The sequence below is a fragment of the Campylobacter sp. Cr9 genome, assembly GCF_020138295.1.
GTDB lineage: Bacteria > Campylobacterota > Campylobacteria > Campylobacterales > Campylobacteraceae > Campylobacter_E.
The window spans coordinates 19662-38647 of record NZ_JACGBH010000005.1; the positions used below are offsets into that span (position 1 = coordinate 19662).

18 protein-coding genes and 1 pseudogene are annotated in these 18986 nt (G+C 28.5%); 5 read left to right on the forward strand and 14 right to left on the reverse strand.

The window, feature by feature from the left end:
* Window positions 1-110 precede the first annotated feature (110 nt).
* The gene (locus AVANS14531_RS03345; RefSeq protein ID WP_336611324.1) at window positions 111-1448 is read left to right on the forward strand and encodes a sodium/glutamate symporter; all 1338 of its coding nucleotides are present in this window, start codon (window positions 111-113) and stop codon (window positions 1446-1448) included.
* A 74-nt stretch (window positions 1449-1522) separates the two neighbouring features.
* Here the strand turns inward: AVANS14531_RS03345 and AVANS14531_RS03350 are convergent, their stop codons facing one another.
* From AVANS14531_RS03350 to glmU, 7 genes are read right to left on the reverse strand one after another with little or no spacing between them, the layout of a single operon-like run.
* Entirely contained in the window at window positions 1523-2353 is an 831-nt protein-coding gene (locus AVANS14531_RS03350) for a 1-aminocyclopropane-1-carboxylate deaminase (protein WP_336611325.1), read from the reverse strand.
* Window positions 2353-3372: an LptF/LptG family permease gene (locus tag AVANS14531_RS03355; RefSeq protein ID WP_336611326.1), complete on the reverse strand. Its 1020-nt coding sequence runs from the start codon at window positions 3370-3372 to the stop codon at window positions 2353-2355. Before AVANS14531_RS03355 ends, AVANS14531_RS03350 begins: the two co-directional genes overlap by 1 nt.
* Window positions 3351-4121: a prepilin peptidase gene (locus tag AVANS14531_RS03360; RefSeq protein WP_336611327.1), complete on the reverse strand. Its 771-nt coding sequence runs from the start codon at window positions 4119-4121 to the stop codon at window positions 3351-3353. Before AVANS14531_RS03360 ends, AVANS14531_RS03355 begins: the two co-directional genes overlap by 22 nt.
* Window positions 4111-4782, reverse strand: a complete 672-nt coding sequence (uppS, locus tag AVANS14531_RS03365; protein ID WP_336611328.1) for a polyprenyl diphosphate synthase — start codon at window positions 4780-4782, stop codon at window positions 4111-4113. The genes AVANS14531_RS03360 and uppS overlap by 11 nt, the downstream gene beginning before the upstream one ends.
* Window positions 4779-5354: a hypothetical protein gene (locus AVANS14531_RS03370; RefSeq protein ID WP_336611329.1), complete on the reverse strand. Its 576-nt coding sequence runs from the start codon at window positions 5352-5354 to the stop codon at window positions 4779-4781. The genes uppS and AVANS14531_RS03370 overlap by 4 nt, the downstream gene beginning before the upstream one ends.
* Window positions 5347-6510 carry a bifunctional phosphopantothenoylcysteine decarboxylase/phosphopantothenate--cysteine ligase CoaBC gene (gene coaBC, locus AVANS14531_RS03375; protein ID WP_336611330.1) on the reverse strand — a complete coding sequence of 388 codons (1164 nt, stop codon included), beginning with the start codon at window positions 6508-6510 and terminating at the stop codon, window positions 5347-5349. Before coaBC ends, AVANS14531_RS03370 begins: the two co-directional genes overlap by 8 nt.
* A complete protein-coding gene (gene glmU, locus AVANS14531_RS03380) occupies window positions 6510-7796 on the reverse strand; it encodes a bifunctional UDP-N-acetylglucosamine diphosphorylase/glucosamine-1-phosphate N-acetyltransferase GlmU (protein WP_336611331.1) in 1287 nt (428 codons plus the stop codon). The genes coaBC and glmU overlap by 1 nt, the downstream gene beginning before the upstream one ends.
* A gap of 73 nt (window positions 7797-7869) precedes the next feature.
* On the opposite strand from glmU, the gene fliP reads away from it, so the two are divergent.
* The 4 genes from fliP to AVANS14531_RS03400 are packed head-to-tail and all read left to right on the forward strand — an operon-like array spanning window position 7870 to window position 13627.
* Window positions 7870-8604 carry a flagellar type III secretion system pore protein FliP gene (gene fliP / locus AVANS14531_RS03385; RefSeq protein WP_336611332.1) on the forward strand — a complete coding sequence of 245 codons (735 nt, stop codon included), beginning with the start codon at window positions 7870-7872 and terminating at the stop codon, window positions 8602-8604.
* An 8-nt stretch (window positions 8605-8612) separates the two neighbouring features.
* Window positions 8613-9869 (forward strand): TolC family protein, encoded by a 1257-nt coding sequence (locus AVANS14531_RS03390; protein ID WP_336611333.1) that lies wholly within the window; start codon window positions 8613-8615, stop codon window positions 9867-9869.
* An 8-nt stretch (window positions 9870-9877) separates the two neighbouring features.
* The gene (locus AVANS14531_RS03395) at window positions 9878-10609 is read left to right on the forward strand and encodes an efflux RND transporter periplasmic adaptor subunit (RefSeq protein ID WP_336611334.1); all 732 of its coding nucleotides are present in this window, start codon (window positions 9878-9880) and stop codon (window positions 10607-10609) included.
* Complete coding sequence (locus AVANS14531_RS03400) at window positions 10610-13627, forward strand: efflux RND transporter permease subunit (protein WP_336611335.1); 3018 nt, start codon at window positions 10610-10612, stop codon at window positions 13625-13627.
* A gap of 128 nt (window positions 13628-13755) precedes the next feature.
* On the opposite strand, the gene recO is transcribed toward AVANS14531_RS03400, so the two are convergent.
* The 7 genes and pseudogenes from recO to AVANS14531_RS03435 form a co-directional block, all read right to left on the reverse strand.
* Entirely contained in the window at window positions 13756-14367 is a 612-nt protein-coding gene (recO, locus tag AVANS14531_RS03405) for a recombination protein RecO (RefSeq protein WP_239817999.1), read from the reverse strand.
* Complete coding sequence (locus AVANS14531_RS03410; protein ID WP_336611386.1) at window positions 14355-15137, reverse strand: tRNA 2-thiocytidine biosynthesis TtcA family protein; 783 nt, start codon at window positions 15135-15137, stop codon at window positions 14355-14357. The genes recO and AVANS14531_RS03410 overlap by 13 nt, the downstream gene beginning before the upstream one ends.
* A pseudogene (locus AVANS14531_RS03415) lies at window positions 15123-15803 on the reverse strand (5'-methylthioadenosine/adenosylhomocysteine nucleosidase); the annotation flags it as partial. The gene AVANS14531_RS03410 and the pseudogene AVANS14531_RS03415, both read right to left, overlap by 15 nt.
* Entirely contained in the window at window positions 15800-16774 is a 975-nt protein-coding gene (locus AVANS14531_RS03420) for an ACP S-malonyltransferase (RefSeq protein WP_336611336.1), read from the reverse strand. The gene AVANS14531_RS03420 and the pseudogene AVANS14531_RS03415, both read right to left, overlap by 4 nt.
* Before the next feature lie 230 nt (window positions 16775-17004).
* Window positions 17005-17586, reverse strand: coding sequence for an FKBP-type peptidyl-prolyl cis-trans isomerase (locus AVANS14531_RS03425; protein WP_239817997.1), 582 nt, complete (start codon window positions 17584-17586; stop codon window positions 17005-17007).
* A 15-nt stretch (window positions 17587-17601) separates the two neighbouring features.
* Entirely contained in the window at window positions 17602-18438 is an 837-nt protein-coding gene (locus AVANS14531_RS03430) for a tetratricopeptide repeat protein (protein ID WP_239817996.1), read from the reverse strand.
* 3 nt (window positions 18439-18441) lie between these two features.
* Window positions 18442-18930, reverse strand: a complete 489-nt coding sequence (locus AVANS14531_RS03435) for an OmpA family protein (protein ID WP_239817995.1) — start codon at window positions 18928-18930, stop codon at window positions 18442-18444.
* Window positions 18931-18986: the final 56 nt, after the last annotated feature.

Consider the following 18986-nt stretch of genomic DNA (forward strand, 5'->3'; position numbering starts at 1 on the left):
AAAATAGTTTTGATTACAAATTTACACATTTTAATAAATTACTTTGCTTATATTTGTAACAAATTTAATCTTTTAAGACAAAATAAAAAACTTAATAAAAAGGAGAGCTTATGAACACAATAAATTATGGCATTGCTAAACTTATTAGCAATGATAATGGTTCTAGCATACTTGAGCTTAATTTTTATAGCACATTTATTTGTATTATGCTAGTTTTAATTTTAGGAAGAGTGATTACTAAATACTCAAAATTCTTAAAAAACTACGATATTCCTGAGCCTGTAACTGGCGGTATTATCGTTGCATTTATCTTATTTTTGTCTAGCTATTATGCTAATTTTACTATTAAGTTTGCAGAAGATATCAAAACTCCGCTTTTACTAGCGTTTTATGCTACGGTTGGGCTTAGTGCTGATTTTAATAGCATTAAAAAAGGTGGTAGTTTATTAATCACTTTTGCTATTGCTGTTTTTGTTTTACTAATAGTTCAAAATGGTATCGGAGTAGCTGTAATGAAAGCTATGGGTGAAAATCCTTTAATAGGCTTACTAGGTGGCTCAATTACTCTAAGTGGTGGGCATGGAACAGGTGCAGCATGGGGTGCTACATTTCAAGCAAGCCCTTATAATTTCTCTCAAGCAACCGATATAGCAATGGCATGTGCAACATATGGACTTATTGCTGGTGGTCTTATAGGTGGTCCTATGGCAAACTATTTGGTAAAGAAATTTAATCTAAAAAGCGATGAAATAGAAAGCAGTGAAACCTCAAGCGATGAAGCGTTCACAAGCCCACAAAAAGTAAGATTAATAACAAGTGATAGTTTTATTACAAGCTTAAGCCTAATCGCACTTGCTTTAGTAATAGGAAATACTATTGATTATTTATGTAATTTTTTAAATAAAATCACTATACATGAAGTAGTTGATAAAGTAACTGGTGCAGTAACTATGGAGTCTAATAGTGTATTAAGCTTCTTAGATAGTATGCCAACTTTCGTTTGGTGCTTATTTGCTGGAATTATTATTAGAAACGGCTTTAGCTCGCTTAATATTCATAAAGTTTTTGATAGAGAAGTAGGCGTTATCGGAAACGTTGCTTTATCATTATTTTTAGCAATGTCAATTATGACTTTAAATATCGTTGAGCTTATAAAACTAGCAGTTCCGATTAGCGTGTTATTAATAATTCAAACAATAGCAATTATTATTTATGTAAGATATGTAACCTTTGTAATATGTGGCAAAAACTACGCAGCTGCTTGTCTTGTTGCAGGGCATTGTGGCTTTGGTATGGGAGCAACTCCAACAGCGATTGCAAACTTACAAGCTGTAACTAATCACTTCGGACCTTGCAAAATCGCATTCATTGTAGTGCCTATTATGGGTGGATTTTTAGTAGATATTGTAAATGCTATTATAATTAACGGCTTTGTGAAGTTTTTATAATAATTTTTAGGAATTTCTTTTTTGAAATTCCTATTTCAAATTCTTTGAAAAATTATGAGAATTTGAAATAGGAATTATGTCAATTTATATTTTCTTAAATAGCGTTCTTTTAGAGTATTTGAACCTATTAAACCGCCTTGATGAATATATAAAATATTTTCTTTAAAATCATCAAGATTTTCATAAATAGCCTTAAGCCCAACCCCATCATAAAGCAAATCAAACTTAAGCTCATCAATATTCATAAGCATAATAAAAAGCTCTTCGTATAAATGCGCAAAATGATATTTTTTAGCAGTTTTTAATAATTTTAGATTTGAATTAGGATTTAATTTATTAATTTGCTTTATAAAATATTCATCTGCACTAACGCAACTTGTAGTAAAAACTCTAATATTAGGATTAAGCTTATTTAGATATTTTTCAAGATAAATTGCACTTGTATATGTTCCGCTAGGCAAAAATACATCAAAATCAATATCTTTTGCTAAGGCATTTATTTCTTTTGCCATTTTATGAAAACCAAATCTTGCATAATCTTCACAAACACCTTCGCTAATTAAAAAGCTTTCATTATCATTTTTATGCAAAGTTCTTGCGAATTCTAAAGGATTATTAGCATAATAAATTATTGCATTATTATCTATGGCATCTTTTAAATTACCGGTAATTTCACATTTTCTAGCAACTACAAAAGAAAATTTATAATTGTTTTTATTAGCAAAAAGGGCTATTGCTTGCATTGCGTTTGATTGACTTGAACCATAAGAGATTAAATGCTTATATGGTAAGCGAACATCTTTTAAAAAATCTAATTTTCTAGCTTTATTCCCATTAATTTCGCCTAATAAATCATCTCTTAAAACTATGAAATTTTTATTAAATAATTTTAAGCTTGAATACATTAATACCTACTAAGGATTTTCTTTCTAAAACAAAGTTTTGAGATAAAAAACGCTATGCTAAATGTAATAACAATCGTATAAAAATGATAATTTAAAAACAGCATCATAGGAACAAGATAAATTATCAAAAACACAAGCATAGCCAAATATTCATGACTTTTTTCATATCTTGAGCTAATTATGCTAAATGCTAAGGCAAAATGAACGCTTGCAATCGGTAGTAAGCTAAGCATTACATAAATTACTAATTCTTTTGATTTTGAAGGGCTTTTGTAATCTTTCCAGTATTCTTTAAAAGATTTTATATCAGTAATCGTTGAATTAATTAAGGTGCTAAAATTAAGGTTTTTTATCTTTGCAATTTCTAAATTTTGCTTAAAATTATATAAAGTTACATTTTCTAATAAAAATGATATTTTATTATCTTCGTTTGTGATTTTGCCATTTTTTGCGATTAGGATTTGCTCGTTAGCACCCTTATAAGAATACAAAATAATATCTTCATATCCGCCATCTTTAGACTCATTAGCAAAATAAATATAATTTCCTATCTTTTGTCCGAAATTATTATTTTTAAGATTTATCTTAGAAAAAGCTCTTTTATAATCAATAAAATTATCATACAATGAAAAGCTAAGTGGCATAAAAACAATGCTAATTACTAATAAAACAGAGCTTACAAAAAGAGCTAAAATACTAAAAAAATTAGAGATTTTTCTAGGCGAATATCCTAAAGAAAAAAGCATAATTATTTCATTTTCTTTAGATAGTCTTAAAACACACATAAAGCAGGTTATAAAAAAGCTTATAGGTATTGTAAAAAGAATGAGTTTTACGCTCATTAAAGAATATAATTTAAACAATTCATAAAGGCTTAATTCAATATATGAAGTAATTTTTGCTATTTGAAAAAGAACAATAATTGAACTTACTAAAAATAAAGTTAAAAATATTGATAAAAACGAACCTATAAATTGTCTAAATAAATACTTCTTAATCATCTTACATAATCTAAGCAAAATTCACTTATAGTTGGGAAAAACCAAGCAATAGCAAGTCCAATGCTTAAAAACGGAATAAATGGAACTTGAATGTTTTCTTTGCCTTTAAGTCTTAAATACATAAACACGGGCAAAGATACTAAAGCTCCTAAAAATATCGCAACAAAGCCTTCTAAAACGCCTAATAAAGCACCTATTAAAGCCATTATCTCAATATCAGCTTCTCCCATTACTTGAACGCATTCTTCTTCACTTTTTGCCTTGATATTCATAATACTTTCAATTAAAGCTTTTAACAAATACGCTCCACCTGCAAACAACAATGCATTTTTAAAGCTATCTAGTGAATGAGTATAAATTAATGCAAAAATAAGCGTAAGCATAAGCGTAAAGCTAGGAACTGCTAAATAACGAACATCAATAATACAAAGTGCAAAAAGTAAAGAAAAGCTAAGTGCTAAAAATATTGAATAAATAAAAGCTTCAAGCGAATAAACATCAATAGTATATAAAAAAATAAAGCCAACAATAAGCTCAATTAATGGATATTGAATACTAATTTTACTTTTGCAAAATCCACATTTGCCACCAAGCACAAGCCAAGAAATAACAGGAATATTATGATAAAACTTAAGTTTATTATTGCAAGTGCTACAAGAGCTTGGCGGATAAAATAAGCTTTTATTTTCTGGTAATCTTAAAATAAGCACATTTAAAAACGAGCCAAAAACAAGCCCAAAAACAAATATTAATATATCAAACTCCACCGAAATTCCTTTTACAAATTCTAAAATCATTTATTATTTTTCTTAATTCTGTATCGCTAAAATCAGGAAAAAGCGTAGGGGTAAAAACAAACTCAGCATAAGCACATTGCCAAAGCAAGAAATTTGAAATCCTAAAATGCCCACCTGTTCTAATGAGCAAATCAACATCTTCTTTAATATCTAAATGCTTAGTTAAATTTTCTTCATTAATTTCTTCATTAGAATTGTTAAGCTTTTTAAAAGCTCTTATTAATTCGTCTTTTCCACCATAATTAATACCTAGATTAAAAACTAATCTTGAATTATTTTTAGTTTTTTCTTCAAATTCTAAAATCAATTCCTTAGTAACTTCATCTAAAACGCTAATATCTCCAAAGCTTACGAATTTAATTTGATTTTCTATAAAATTATTTAATTCACTGCTTAAGTATTCTTTTAAAAGTTTAAAAATAAAATCAACTTCTTCTTTAGGTCTTTTCCAGTTTTCAGTAGAAAATGCAAACAAGCTAAGTGATTTGATATTTTCTTCTATACAAACTTTTGCTAATTTTTCTATTGTTTTAGCACCTGCTTTGTGACCGAAACTTCTTAATAATCCTTGATTTTTAGCCCATCTTCCATTACCATCCATGATAATGGCTAAATGATTTAAATTATTCATAATTTTCCTTTAAAACTAAGGCTAAAAAAATCGTCTTTATAAGGTGAAATTTCCACATTGTTTGAATAATTTAAGCAGATTTCTTTAACTTTAGAAAAACTAGTTATTATTTTATTGGTATTTAAATTTAAACTTAATTTAGCAAAAACATCATAATAAATCACTAATTCATTCTTTTTCTTCCTATACTCAATTAAAATAGGCTTATTTTCAAGTAAGCATGGAAGATACAAAATATCTTCATTTAATGCAAAAAGCATGGTTTTATAGCAATCATAATCAGCTTTTTTATTAGTTTGAAGTAAAGAATTAATAAGAGTATATTTAAAATCATCTCTAAAAGCGATTTTTAATAACTCAAAACAATCATAATCAATATAAGCAAAAACCTTATCAGCTTGAAGATTTTTAAAAACTAATTTATCATAAATTTCAGCCAAATAATAAGTATTTGGCTCAAGCTCTATGCTTGATTTTGTTGTTAATTCTTTTTTACCGATTAATAATTTATAGCGATTAAACATCATCTTGTCTAAGACTTTAAATTTAATCGGCAAAACATCATTAAACATCAGCTTTTACTCTATCAAAGATAATTTTTGATAAGTTTTCTTTAGTATCATAAAATCCTTCGCTAATGCCCGAATAATCGCAGAAAAATATCTCATTTTTACTTGAGCCAAATTGAGTATGTTCTCCTAAAATATTAAGGCATAGCAAACTTAAACCCTTATTTACAAGAGCTTTTTTTGCATTCTCATAAGCTATTTTTTCATCGCATTCAAGCTTAAAGCCTATTTTTTTACCTGTGAAATTATAATTAGCAACTAAATCTATATTAGGCTTAATTTTAATGCAAAGCTCATCGCTAAACTCATCTCTTTTTAGTTTTGTTTCTTGCTTAATCGGAATAAAATCACTAACAGCAGCACACATAAATAAATAATCAAATTCTTTATATTCTTGCATTAATTCCCAAAGCTCAGCACTAGTATCATAGCTTAATTGTGTGAAGTTTTCTTTATTAATAGCTTCACATCTAGCTTTTAAATAAACAACATTAGCACCCCTTAAATAAGCTTGTTTAGCAAGCGCATCAGACATAGTTCCACTTGAATAGTTTCCTACATTTCTAACTAAATCTATGCTTTCTCTAGTGCCACCACCTGTAATTAATATATTTTTTCCTATATAGAATTTATCTTTATAAATCTCTTTTAAAGTAGCTAAGAAAATATCTTTTGTATTAGCTAAAGCTCCTATTCCAAATTCCCCACACGCTAAAGTCTTAGAAATAGGCTTAATTATCTTAGCTCCACAACTTTTAAGGTATTCTAAGCTTTTTTGAGTTTGGCTTGATAAATACATATTAGTATTTGCTGCTGGTGCTATTATTAAAGGTTTATTTGATGCAATCAATGTGCTTAAAAATACATTATCACAAATACCATTTGCAAGTTTGTTTATACTATTTACGCTAGCAGGTGCAAAAACCACAACATCACAATCTTTAGAAAAAGCTATATGATTTTTATCATTTTCCCAGCTTTCATTATCACTTGTCAAAACGCTTTCGCATAAAGCTTCATAAGATATAGGATTTACAAACTTTAAAGCCCCATCGCTTAATAAAACTTTTACTTTAATATCGGCTTCTTTAAACATTGAAATAAGCTCAAAGCTTTTATAAAAGCTAATGCTACCACTAACGCATAATAATACTCTCATTAAAAATCCTTAAAATTATTAAAAATCACGCCCTTGCTACGCTCTAAAAATAAATCTTTTGCCACTAATTTCTTAGCATCTTTATTACTTATTGTGCTACCTGCTGCAATTAAAGTATCATCAGGAATATTAATAGGCGCTATTAGATTTGCATTTGAGCCTACGAAAACATTTTTACCGATTTTGCTTATATGCTTAGCCTTTCCATCGTAATTACAAATAATTACACCACAGCCAATATTTACCCCACTACTAATCTCGCAATCACCTAAATACGCTAAATGCCCTGCTTTTACATCTTCAAGTTTTGCATTTTTACATTCTACGAAATTACCGATTTTGCTTTCTTTTATAACGCATTTTGGACGAATTCTTGCCATTGGTCCTATGCTTGAGTTTTCTATTATGCTATTTTCTATAACACTATTTGCTAATATTTTTGAGTTTTTAATCTTAGAATTAGCTTTAATAACAACACTGCTTTCAATCTCACAATCATTACTAATCTCACAATCAAGTTCAATAAAAATACTTGATTTATTATGCATAATAACGCCATTTATTAAAAGCTCATTTTTAATTCTATCTTGCATAATACTCTCAGCTAGTTCTAAATCTAGCTTATTATTAATTCCTAAAAACTCAAGCTCATCAAATACACATTCACTAAGCATTAAGCCATCATCAATTGCCATTTTTATAACATCTGTTATGTAGTATTCTTTTTGAGCGTTGTTATTATTTAGCTTTGGAATATATGTTTTTAATACATTTTTACTCATTTTATATATTCCTGCATTACATAATGTGCATTTTAGCTCTTCATCATTTGCGTCTTTTGTCTCTACTATTTTTGTGATTTTGTTATTTTCTTTAATTACTCTTCCATAAGCATTTTTTTCAAATTTATTAAAAGTGCTAAGAACAATATCTGCTTTTGTATTAGCTATTATTTCTAAGCTTTTTAGTGTAATTAATGGCATATCAGCATTTAAGATTAAAACCTCATCATTTTTTGGCTCATAAGAAATTAAAGCTCCGCCTGTTCCTTTATGATTTGTCATATCTTGATAGATGTAATTTAGATTATTAAAGTCTTTTAAATGCTCTTTTAAATTTTTGGCTTGATGATGAAGTATTAGCGTTACATCATCTGCTAATTTTAAAGCATTTTCAACGATGATTTTTATTAAAGATTTTCCACAAATTGTATGCAAAGGCTTTGCAAGATTTGAATTCATTCTAGTTCCAAACCCAGCTGCTAAAATAACAACACTTTTTTTCATATTTTTCCTTTTGATTTTAAGAAAATGTTAGCAAGTTTTGGATAATATTTTTAAAAACTCTTTAAGGAAATCGGTGAAAAAATTACTGCTATTATGCTTATTTTCAGTGTTAATTTATGCTGAAGCACCACTTAGTGTGCCAACGCTAAATCTAAATCTAAGCGCACCCGAAAGCCCAAGCCAACTAGTAACAACGCTAAATGTAGTAATAGTTCTAACGATACTAGCACTTGCACCTAGCATAATATTTGTTTGCACTTCGTTTTTAAGGCTTATTATCGTGTTTTCATTTATGAGACAGGCAATGGGAACTCAAGCTATGCCACCAAATACGATTTTAATCTCGCTTGCACTTGTTATTACATTTTTTATAATGCAACCAGCAGCAAGTAAGTCTTATGAAATAGGAATAAAGCCTTATTTAGAAGAGCAAATTGGATATGAAGAAGCATTTGCTCTTAGCGTAAAACCATTTAAAGAATTTATGCTAAAAAATACAAGGGAAAAAGATTTAGCACTATTTTATCGCTTAAGAAATCTAGAAAATCCTAAAAGCATAGATGATGTAAGCTTGGTTACTTTAGTTCCTGCTTTTATGATAAGTGAGTTAAAAACTGCATTTGAGATAGGGTTTTTATTATACTTGCCGTTTTTAGTGATTGATATGGTTGTATCATCAGTTCTTATGGCTATGGGTATGATGATGTTGCCACCTGTAATGATATCCTTACCATTTAAAATACTAATATTTGTATTAGTTGATGGTTGGAATCTATTAATAGGCAATTTGGTTAAAAGTTTTACTTAGGAAAAAATATGAAAAAATTATCTTTATCTTTACTAATGTCTTGCGCACTTTGTGCTGGTAATTTACAACTTATGCTAAAAAGCATAGAAAACAACGAGCAACTAAAAGCTAAAAATTACGAAACACAAAGCAAAGAAAAAACCTTTGAGAGCATAAAATACAAATATTACCCAAGCGTTAGCTTACAAGGTGGCTTTGTTTCTTTTGATTTGGATAAATACTTAGTAAATCCAAACAATATATTAAGTGCTAGTGTTGCCATTGATGCTTTAATATATGATGGCAAAAGAGAGCAAAATATAAAATTAAGCAAAAAAGATTATGAGTTAAACAAATTAGAAGAAGAAAAAATAAAAAATGAACTAGAATTAAAATTAGTAAGTTTATATTATTCTTACTTAGCACTAGCTCAAAATATTGAATATAAAAATAAGCATATTGAATATTTAAAAGCTAGTTTAAATAGATTAGAAAAATTAAATCAAGTAGGCTTAAGACCTGATGATGAATTAGAAATTTTTAGAGCAAAACTTGAATTGGTAAAAAACGAATTACAAAATTTAAATTATCAAAAAGATGAAATTTTAAGTAATATTTATCTAATTACAAACGAACATTATAAACCTTTAAAAGGAAGTGCAGTTCTTTTAAATGATAAAGAAAACAATTCTTACGATGTAAGAATTAGTGCCTTAAAAGATGAAATGGGGGAATTAAATAAGGAATTATCTTTAGCGGGTTTTAAGCCTATAATTTTTGCTAAAAATATCACAGGACTTAGCAAAAATAATATAGGATATACATTTTATACACCTTTTAATAGCACATTTACTTCAAGAGTAAAAGATAAAATGTTTTCAAATGTATTATTTATAGGATTTTCTTGGAATATTTTTGCTTTTGGAGCTGATAAAAAAGCTTATGAGAGCGCTAAACTTGCTTCGCTTTCTGCTAAAGAGCTTTATATGTTTAGTAAAAAAAATGCTAGTGAAAAAGAAAAATTATTAAATTTAAAAATTGATAATTTAAAAGAAGAAATAATTGCAAATGAAAAAGTATTGCAAGCTAGCGAACTTGCTTTTAGCAGTATTGCTAAAAAATATGAAGCTGGACTTGTTGGTTATGTAGAATATTTAAACGCTTTAGAGAGTTCTCAAGGTGCTTTAGCAAAGCTTAGCTTTGTTAAGGCAAAATTAGAAATAACAAAAGCAGAACTTTTGTATAATAAAGGTTTAAAAATTAGCGATTTTGTTATTGATTTATAGGAGTTAATTTGAAAAAATTATTATTTTTATTTATAGCTTTTAATTTATATGCTGAACAAATTTATGCAAGTTTTGATGTAGTAGCTCAAAAAAGTGCAAAATTATCAATGCAAGCACTTGGTATTGTAAATAAAATAAATGTAGAAATTGGACAATATGTAAAAAAAGGAGATGTTTTATTAGAGCTAGATCATAACTTAGAATTAGTTGGTTTAGAAGAAGCAAGAGTGCAACAAACCCTAGCAAGCAAAGCATTAAAACTAGCTACAAGCACACAGCAAAGATACCAGCAAGTAAAATCAGTTCTAAACGAACAAACCTTAGATGAGATTAACTTTAAGCAAAACGAAGCAGAACAAAGATTAAAATCAGCTAATATGGCTAGTAAAAAATATGAAACTATAATCTCTCAAAAAAAGCTTAAAGCTCCATTTAATGGCTTAATAACTGCAAAACTAATAGAATTAGGCGAAGGTGTAGCAAGTCCTGTTCAAGCACTTTTTATACTTGATTCTTATCCTGATGTTAAATTACTTTTAAGTTTTGATGAAAAATATATAAATGAAGTAAAAGTAGGAGATACTTACGAGTATATAATTGATGGATTAAAAACAAGCGGAAAAATAAGTAAAGTTTATCCTAGCATAGATGTAAAAACTAGAAAGGTTTATGCTGAGGTTTTAGCAAAAGATTTAAAAATAGGCTCATTTGGTGAAGGCTATATAATTACAGGTAAATAAATGTTAAAGTTAGCGATAAATAGACCGATTACGATATTAATGGCGTTTTTAGGCTTGTTAATATTTGGAGTTATTTCAATTTTTACAATGCCAATTAACTTATATCCTAGTGTAGATATTCCTTTAGTAAAAATCACTACATTTGCAAATGCTGATTTAAGCTATGTAGAATCTCAAGTTACAAAAAAGATAGAAAATCAAATCTCAGGCGTTAGCCAAATAAAAAGAATTACTTCAAAAAGCTTTAATAATTTAAGCGTTATTGCTGTGGAATTTGAATTAGGAAAAGACCTTGAAATAGCAGTAAATGATATTCGTGAAAAAATATCAAAAATGAAATTAGAATTTACTCCAAGTGTAGAAAAAGTATCAAGTGATGCTGGTGCTGTTATGAGTATTTTCGTATCTTCAAAAGAGCTAGATGATAATGCTTTAATGCAAATAATTGAAGATGATTTAGAAAACGACTTTCAACGCATAAAAGGCGTTGGTGAAGTTAAAATGATAGGTTTTTTAAAAAATAATATAAAAATAGATTTAGACTTAGATGAGTTAAATAAATATCATTTGAATTCTTTAGATATTTTAAAACTTATCAAAATGCAAAATTTTAAAAGCTATTTAGGCAATATTGAAAATAAATCAAGAAATATAACTCTAAAAGGATATTTTGATTCAAATAACATAAAAGAATTAGAAGAATTAAGGGTTAGTCCAGGTGTATTTTTAAAAGATGTTGCTAAGATTAATACAGACTACAATACAAAAGAAAGCTTTGCTTATTTTAAAGGCGATAATGGGGTATTATTTGAACTTAAAAAAATAGCAGGTCAAAACAGCTTAGAAGCAGTAAAAAATATCAAAAAAGCTTTGGTTGGTATAAAAGAATTTCATAAAGATATAGAATTTGAAATCGTATATGATAAATCAGAAAATATCTTAAAACACATAAAGCAAGTTGTTTTTGATATGTGTTTGGGTGTAGTTTTAACAATTTTTATTGTATTTTTATTTTTAAGAAATATTAGTGCAACTATCATTGCAAGTATTGCAATACCTACTTCAATCATATCAAGCTTTTTCTTAATATATTTATTTGGCTATGATTTAAATCGTTTAACTTTAATCGCTTTAACCCTATCAATAGGTATTTTCGTAGATGATGCTATCGTTGTTATAGAAAACATAAGCAAAAAAATCAAAACAGAAAAAAACGCTTTAATGGCTAGTTATGTTGGTATTAAAGAAATTGCCTTTTCGGTATTTAGCATTAGTGTTGTTTTACTTTGCGTATTTATTCCGATTTCATTTATGAATAGTATTTCGGGCTTATTTTTTAACGCTTTAGGAATGAGCGTTGCTTTTGGTGTAATTATTTCGTTTTTAGTTTGTGTGTTTTTAGTCCCTACTATAAGTGCTAGATTTTTAAATACAAACGAAAGCAAATTCCACGATAAAACAGAAATATATTTTCAAAAACTTGAACTTTGGTATGAAAATACTCTTGATACTATTTTAGATTATAAAAAGATTTTTATAGGAATAATCCTTGTTTTATGTGCTGTTTCGTTTTCTTTAGCACCAAAAATAGGACTTGATTTTTTACCTATGGAAGATGATAGCGAATTGCAAGTGCAAATTGAATCAAAAAAAGACCTATCAATAGAAGCTATGGAAGAATCATCATTAAATATCCTTAAAAAAATTAAAGAGAATAAAAATGTAGAATTTGCTTATGTTTTAATAGGATACGATGATGCAAAAGATAGAAAAAAAGCAAAAATTTATGTAAAACTAAAACCACTTAATCAAAGAGATATAAGACAAAAAGAAGTTGTAGCAAATCTAAGAAAAGATTTAGTATTTGATGATTTAAAAATAAAAGTTTTAGAAATACCTAAATTTGAAGGAGCAGGAGTTGATGAGCCTATACAATTTGTATTATTAGGCGATGATTTTGCTTCATTAATTAGTGCTAGTAGAAGAGCAAAAAATGTTTTAAGCGAATTGCAAGGCGTTGTTGATATTACTGATGATATTGATGCTTATGCTGATGTTTTAGCTGTTTTTGTAGATAAAGAAAAGGCAAGAAAACTAAATGTAAATACCCAAGAACTTGCCCAAGTAATTCAAACTTCTTTTGCGAATGTAAATGCTGGAGTTTTAGATGATGTTAAGGGAAGTAAAGATATTTATTTACAACTTAGCAAACCACAAAAAGAAGATTTAAAAAGCTTAGAAAAAATCCAAATTAAAACAATGGATGGTAGGATAATAAGTCTATTAAGCATAGCAAATGTTAAGCTTATAAAAGATAGTAGTAGCATAAATAGACTTAATAAAACTCGTTCTGTAAGAATTACAGCAGGTGCTGATAAAATCTCTTTAGGCGAAGTTAAAGCTAAGCTTGAGAGTAATATGGATAAGATTTTGGGTAATTCAAATGTAAGCTATACCTTTACAGGCTTTATTGATTTATTAAAAGAAACAATAATAGGCTTTGCTATTGTTATGATTTTGGCATTTACTTTGATTTATTTAGTTCTTGCTGCACTTTATGAAAGCCTTATCGTTCCACTTGTTATTATGATTACTATGCCACTTGCTTTTGCTGGAGCTTGCGTGGGATTATTTATTACAGGAAATACATTCTCATTGTTTGTGTTGGTTGCATTAATATTATTATTTGGAATGGTTGGTAAAAACGCTATTTTATTAATTGATGTTGCTAACAAACTATGCGATAATGGAATGGAAGTTAAACATGCTCTAAAAATAGCAGGTAAAAGCAGAATAAGAGCTATTTTAATGACAACAATAGCAATGATTTTTGCAATGCTTCCACTAGCTATTTCTCATGGAGCAGGATATGAGAGTAACTCTCCTATGGCAGTAGCAGTAATTAGTGGTCTAATAAGCTCTACAATACTTACTTTATTTGCAATTCCAGCAATTTATGAAGTTTGCTATAAACTAGATAGAAAACTAAAAAGCATTTATAAAAGAGATTTGATTTAGATCTAATTCCTAAATCAAATTCTTAAACATTTTAAGCTTTTAAATCAAGGAATTTGAATTAGGAATTTAAAAATTATTTTTATCAAATTCCTATTTCAAATTCTTGGAAACTTCTTAAAAAATATAAATTAAAGTTTTTTAGAAAATACCTTATAAAGCAAATCAATCTCATCATCTTCAAAAATAGATGAGGTTTTATGCTGTAAATAATCTTTCATTTTAAATTTATTGATTTTTACACTATTTTTACAGCCATTGCAATACATCAAAAAGCCTTCTCCAAGTAAAAAATAATCACTCAGCTCCTTGCCACATTCAACGCAATTTTGACTAAAATTAAGCCTTCCTTCATGCTCAATCATAAGCGAATAAGCGTCAAGAAAAACCCTTTTATAATCTTGAATTTCAAGTCTTTTGAGTATTCTAAGGCATAAATTATAATAAAACTCTCCGCACTCTTGATTATCCTTTAAATGCTCGTATAAAAGAAAGCAAAAGTCCTGCCAAGCTTTAATGATTTCAACAGATTTTAAAGGCAAAGCAAGTTGCATTGTAGAATGAAGTTTAGGTAAAAACAAAGGTCTAATATCAAGCTCATAATCAATCATATTTCCGATTATTAAATGAGAATGTCTAACTCCATAAAATCTATAACATTTAATAAGCTCGTTATTATCAAGGATAAAGACTATTAAATCCTTATCCCTTACACTTATTGTATTTAAGATTATTCCTTGCAATAATTAGCACCTTCGTTTGCAAAGAATGTATCATAATGAATATTAAAAAATGCGTTTTCAAGGCTTTTGAATAATTTTGGATTTTGTGCTTCAAGACTTGCTAAAAGCTCTTTTGTTTCTGCTCTTGCGTGTGGCATTTTCACATCAAATCTCATAGCAGGACACGCTTCATCGCCTATTGTTTTAAGCCCATTTTTTATAGCATTTTCTCTTAGCATTCTTTCACGAACGAAAATTAAAGGACGAATTACGGTAATTCCTTGAGCTGAAGTAAATTTCGCTGCAAGTGTTCTTAAAGCGCCGTTATAAGTAAAGTTCATAAAAAAGCTCTCAATAGCATCATCTAAATGATGACCTAGAGCTAATTTATTAAAGCCATTTTCTTTTGCGTAAGTATATAAATACCCTCTTCTCATACGAGAAAAGAACGAACAAAAGCTTGAATTTTTACGGATTTTCTCACTTGAAATCTCGTAAATATTACTATCAATTATAGTGTGTTTAATGCCTAAAATCTTGCAATAATTACTTAAATATTTATAATCTTCGCCCATTCCATAGCTAAGCGTTACAGCTTCAAGATCAAATTTAAAAGGAACAGCTCTTTGCATATGTTTTAGTAGCATTAATAAGCTTAAACTATCTTTTCCGCCACTAAGACCTACTAAAACCTTATCGCCTTCTTCTATTAAGTCAAACTTATCACAAGCTCTTGCAACTTCTTTTATAAGTCTTTTACTAAGCTCGTTTTTAAACAAATGTTCGCACATTTTTAAAACAAAATTAGCACTATTTTTTGCAGCTAGTTCTAAAAACTCATCAAAACTCACATCAGCATTTCCACTAGCATCATCACTAATCGCTCTTAAAATCATACAAGGCACATTAAGGCTTTCACAAACTAAAGCAACACTAGCTCCTTCCATCTCCACAGCATCTGCGTTAAATGTATCTCTTATCCAAGTTTTTTTATTTTCATCGCAAATAAATTGATCAGCTGTTGCAATAATTCCTTCTTTTACACTAAGATTTAATTCTTTTGCAACTTTTTTAGCGATATTATTTAGCTTTTCGTTTGTTTTAATATAAACGCTTGTATCAGGCACAAAGCCAGGCTTATGACCAAATGCAGTAATATCAACATCATGCTGAACTAATTCATTAGCTATTAATAAATCTCCGATTTTTAACTCAGGATTTAGCGAACCAGCAACACCTGTAAATAATAAACAATCAGCCTTATATTTTTCTATCATAACACTTGCACTAATAGCTGCATTTACTTTACCTATTTTTGAGTTTGCAACAATTAGCTCATGCCCTGCATAATCAATAAAATAATAATTATTATTTGCGTATTTGCTTTCTTTATATGAATACTCTTTTAAAATCGGTTCAATTTCTTCACGCATAGCACCTAAAATTGCTATTTTCATAATTTTTCCTTAATTGCTTTTATAAAATTATTTATATCATCTAAGCTTTTTATGCTTACGCTTTCTTTTTGTGTGATTTTTTTGTTTAAACCGCATAATACATTGCTACCAAATTCTATAAAGCCATCAACACTACTTTCAAGCTCTAAAATACTTTGCTTGTATAAAACAGGCTTAATTAATTGCTCTTTTATTGCTTGTTTTGCTTCATTTTGTGTACTATAAGCAAGTTTTGTAGCATTTGAAATAACAGGAGTAAAATTATCATTAAATATTAAAAACTCTTCAAGTTTATTAGCTGCACTTTGCATTAAAGGACAATGACTTGCAACACTCATATTAAGCATCATTGCTCTTTTTGCACCAGCACTTTTAAAAAGCTCAGCACTCTCTTCTAAGTCTTTTTTAATCCCTGCAACTACAATTTGTCCATCGCAATTATAATTTGCTGCATAGATTTGTTTGTTTTCTGCATTTGCTTTATTGCAAATCATCTCAACATCACTATCATTTAAGCCAAGTATTACCATCATTGAAGCTGGATTTTCACTACTTGCACACTCTTGCATAAATTTACCACGCATATTAACTAATTTTAAAGCATTTTTTAAATCAATTGCTTTATTTGCACAAAGAGCTGAAAACTCTCCTAAAGAATGACCTAGTGAAGGGGTATTTTTCTTACTTATAAATGCTGCGTGATTACTCTCTCTTAAAGAAATTCTATTTTCATCTAATAGTTTTTCAAAAACCTTATAATACATCATGCTATTTAGCAATATTGCAGGTTGAGTAAATTCGCTTATATTTAATCTTTCATTTTCACTAAAAATTAATTCTTTAAAATCAATACCACAAAATTCGCTAACTTCATCATAAGTTTTTCTTACAAACTCAAAATTATCATACAAATCCTTCCCCATAAAAGCACTTTGTGAGCCTTGTCCTGGGTAAATAAAAGCGTAATTCATATTTTTTCCTTTTAATTTATTCTAAGCTAAATGACTAAAATTTTCTAATTAAAAATCTTATAAATATTAATAACAATACTAAAATCTGATTTAACAAGAAAACGATTATTACAAACAATAATCAAAACTAATAATGAAGATTTATAATAATCCTTGTCTTATTAAGCTAAGGCGACTTGGTCGCCTTAAAAAGTTATAGTTTAGCTAAACCTTAGCCCTAATTAACTTCTTCAGCAACCGCCGCCGTGGTGGTGATGGTGTTCTTCTTCATCATGATCATGATGTCCGCAACTTCCATCGCCTTTGCATCCGCCGTGTCCGTGATTTCCACAACCACAACCACCAGCTTGTGCTACTACACCACTTGCTAGCTCATCTTCTGTTGCCTCTCTTACTTCTTTAATGCTTACTGTAAATAATAAATCTTTTCCTGCATAAGGATGATTATAATCAATTACTACTGTATCATTTTTGATTTCTTTTACAACAACTCTTACGGTTGAACCATCTTCATTCTCGCCGAATAATTCTAATCCAACTTTAAGCTCGATTCCAGCAAATTGTTCTTTTGGTAATTCCTGAATCAAATTCTCATCATATTCTTGCCATGCTTTATCTTTTGTAATTAAGATATCACTTTCATCGCCTTCATTTAATTTAGCGATTTCTTCTTCTAAAGCTTCTAATACTTGATTTCTTCCTAATAAAAATGAAATAGGATGAAAATCAGTATTGTTTTCCAACACTTCGTTAGTTTTAGCATCACGCAATATAAAATTAAGTGATACAACACTATCTTTTTGTATAGCCATACTTTATCCTTTCTATTAATTTATACTTTTTGCTTCACTTGAATTTGGAAATTGTTTTTTAAGTGCAGCATAAAAATTATTTGCCTTATCTAGCTCATTAATTGCTTTTAATGAATTAGCTGTGTTTAATAAAATTAAAGGCATATTAGGAGCTTTTACCCCTTGTGCGTTATATAAATCCGAACTTGTTTTATAATAATAAATTGCGTTATTATAATCTTTTTTTGCATAAGCTATTTGACCTAAATAAAAATTACATTGAGCAGGTTTATGTCTTGAGTTTGCTAATTCTTCAAATATTTTAGCAGCAGCATCATAGTTTTTGCTATTAAATAAACTTATAGCATTATCCATTTTTTGTGCTGGAGTTTGAGCTGTTACATTATTTGTATTAAGCTCTATATTTGAGATTTTTGCAGCTTTACTCTCTCCTAAACTACCCACTAAATTAGTTAGTTCACTTAAAGCCTTTTTTAATTGATTAATCGCATATCTTTGATTTTTTAATTCTTGTTTTATATCTGCAAGTTCTTTATCATAACTTTCTGATTTTTCTTTTGAGAATTTCTCAACTTCTAATAACTTACCTTCAAAATTGTAAGTTTTATTGTTTAAATCATCTATTACGCTTTGAATTCCTTCAATTCTCTCTAAAGCTTTGTTTGTTTTAAAATCAACGCCAGTGTAATCTTTACTAAGAGTTTCAACCTTTTTTTTATTTTCTAACAATACTTTTTCGTTTTCTGTAAGTCCATAAGGTTCTTTAAGATTTATATTGCCTGCATTAAAGGCTGAAGTTTCAGCATAAATAATAGGGGCTAAAGCCCCTAAAAATATTATTTTTTTTATCATTTATTAAAACTGAACTTTTGTTTCAGCTCTACGATTTTGAGCATCACATTCTTTAGTTTTATCATTGCAAACTGGGTTGTTTTCGCCATAGCTCTTAATTGTAATTCTTGAGCTATTTACGCCTTGAGCTTCTAAGCCATCTTTAACAGCTTTTGCTCTTTTTAAACCTAGAGCTTGGTTATATTCTTCACTACCCCACTCATCGCAGTTACCTTCAACAACGATATTTAAATCTTTACCATCGCCATTTAATAAACCAGCATTGTTTGATACTACGCCATACATATCTGAACGAATATCGTATTTGTCAAAATCAAAATAAACTTTACCTAAAGAATTATTAATTCTATCTATCTTAGTATTAATATCTTCTTTTACATCTACATTGATTTCTGGAGCTGGCTCAACTTTTTTTGGAGCCTCAACTGTAGCCTTTTGACTACAACCAACAACTAAAGCTGCTAAAGCAACCGCATAAGCTAATTTTTTCATTATTATTCCTTTCAATTAAAAGTAAAGTAAATTATAGTTCTAAAAACTTTAAATTT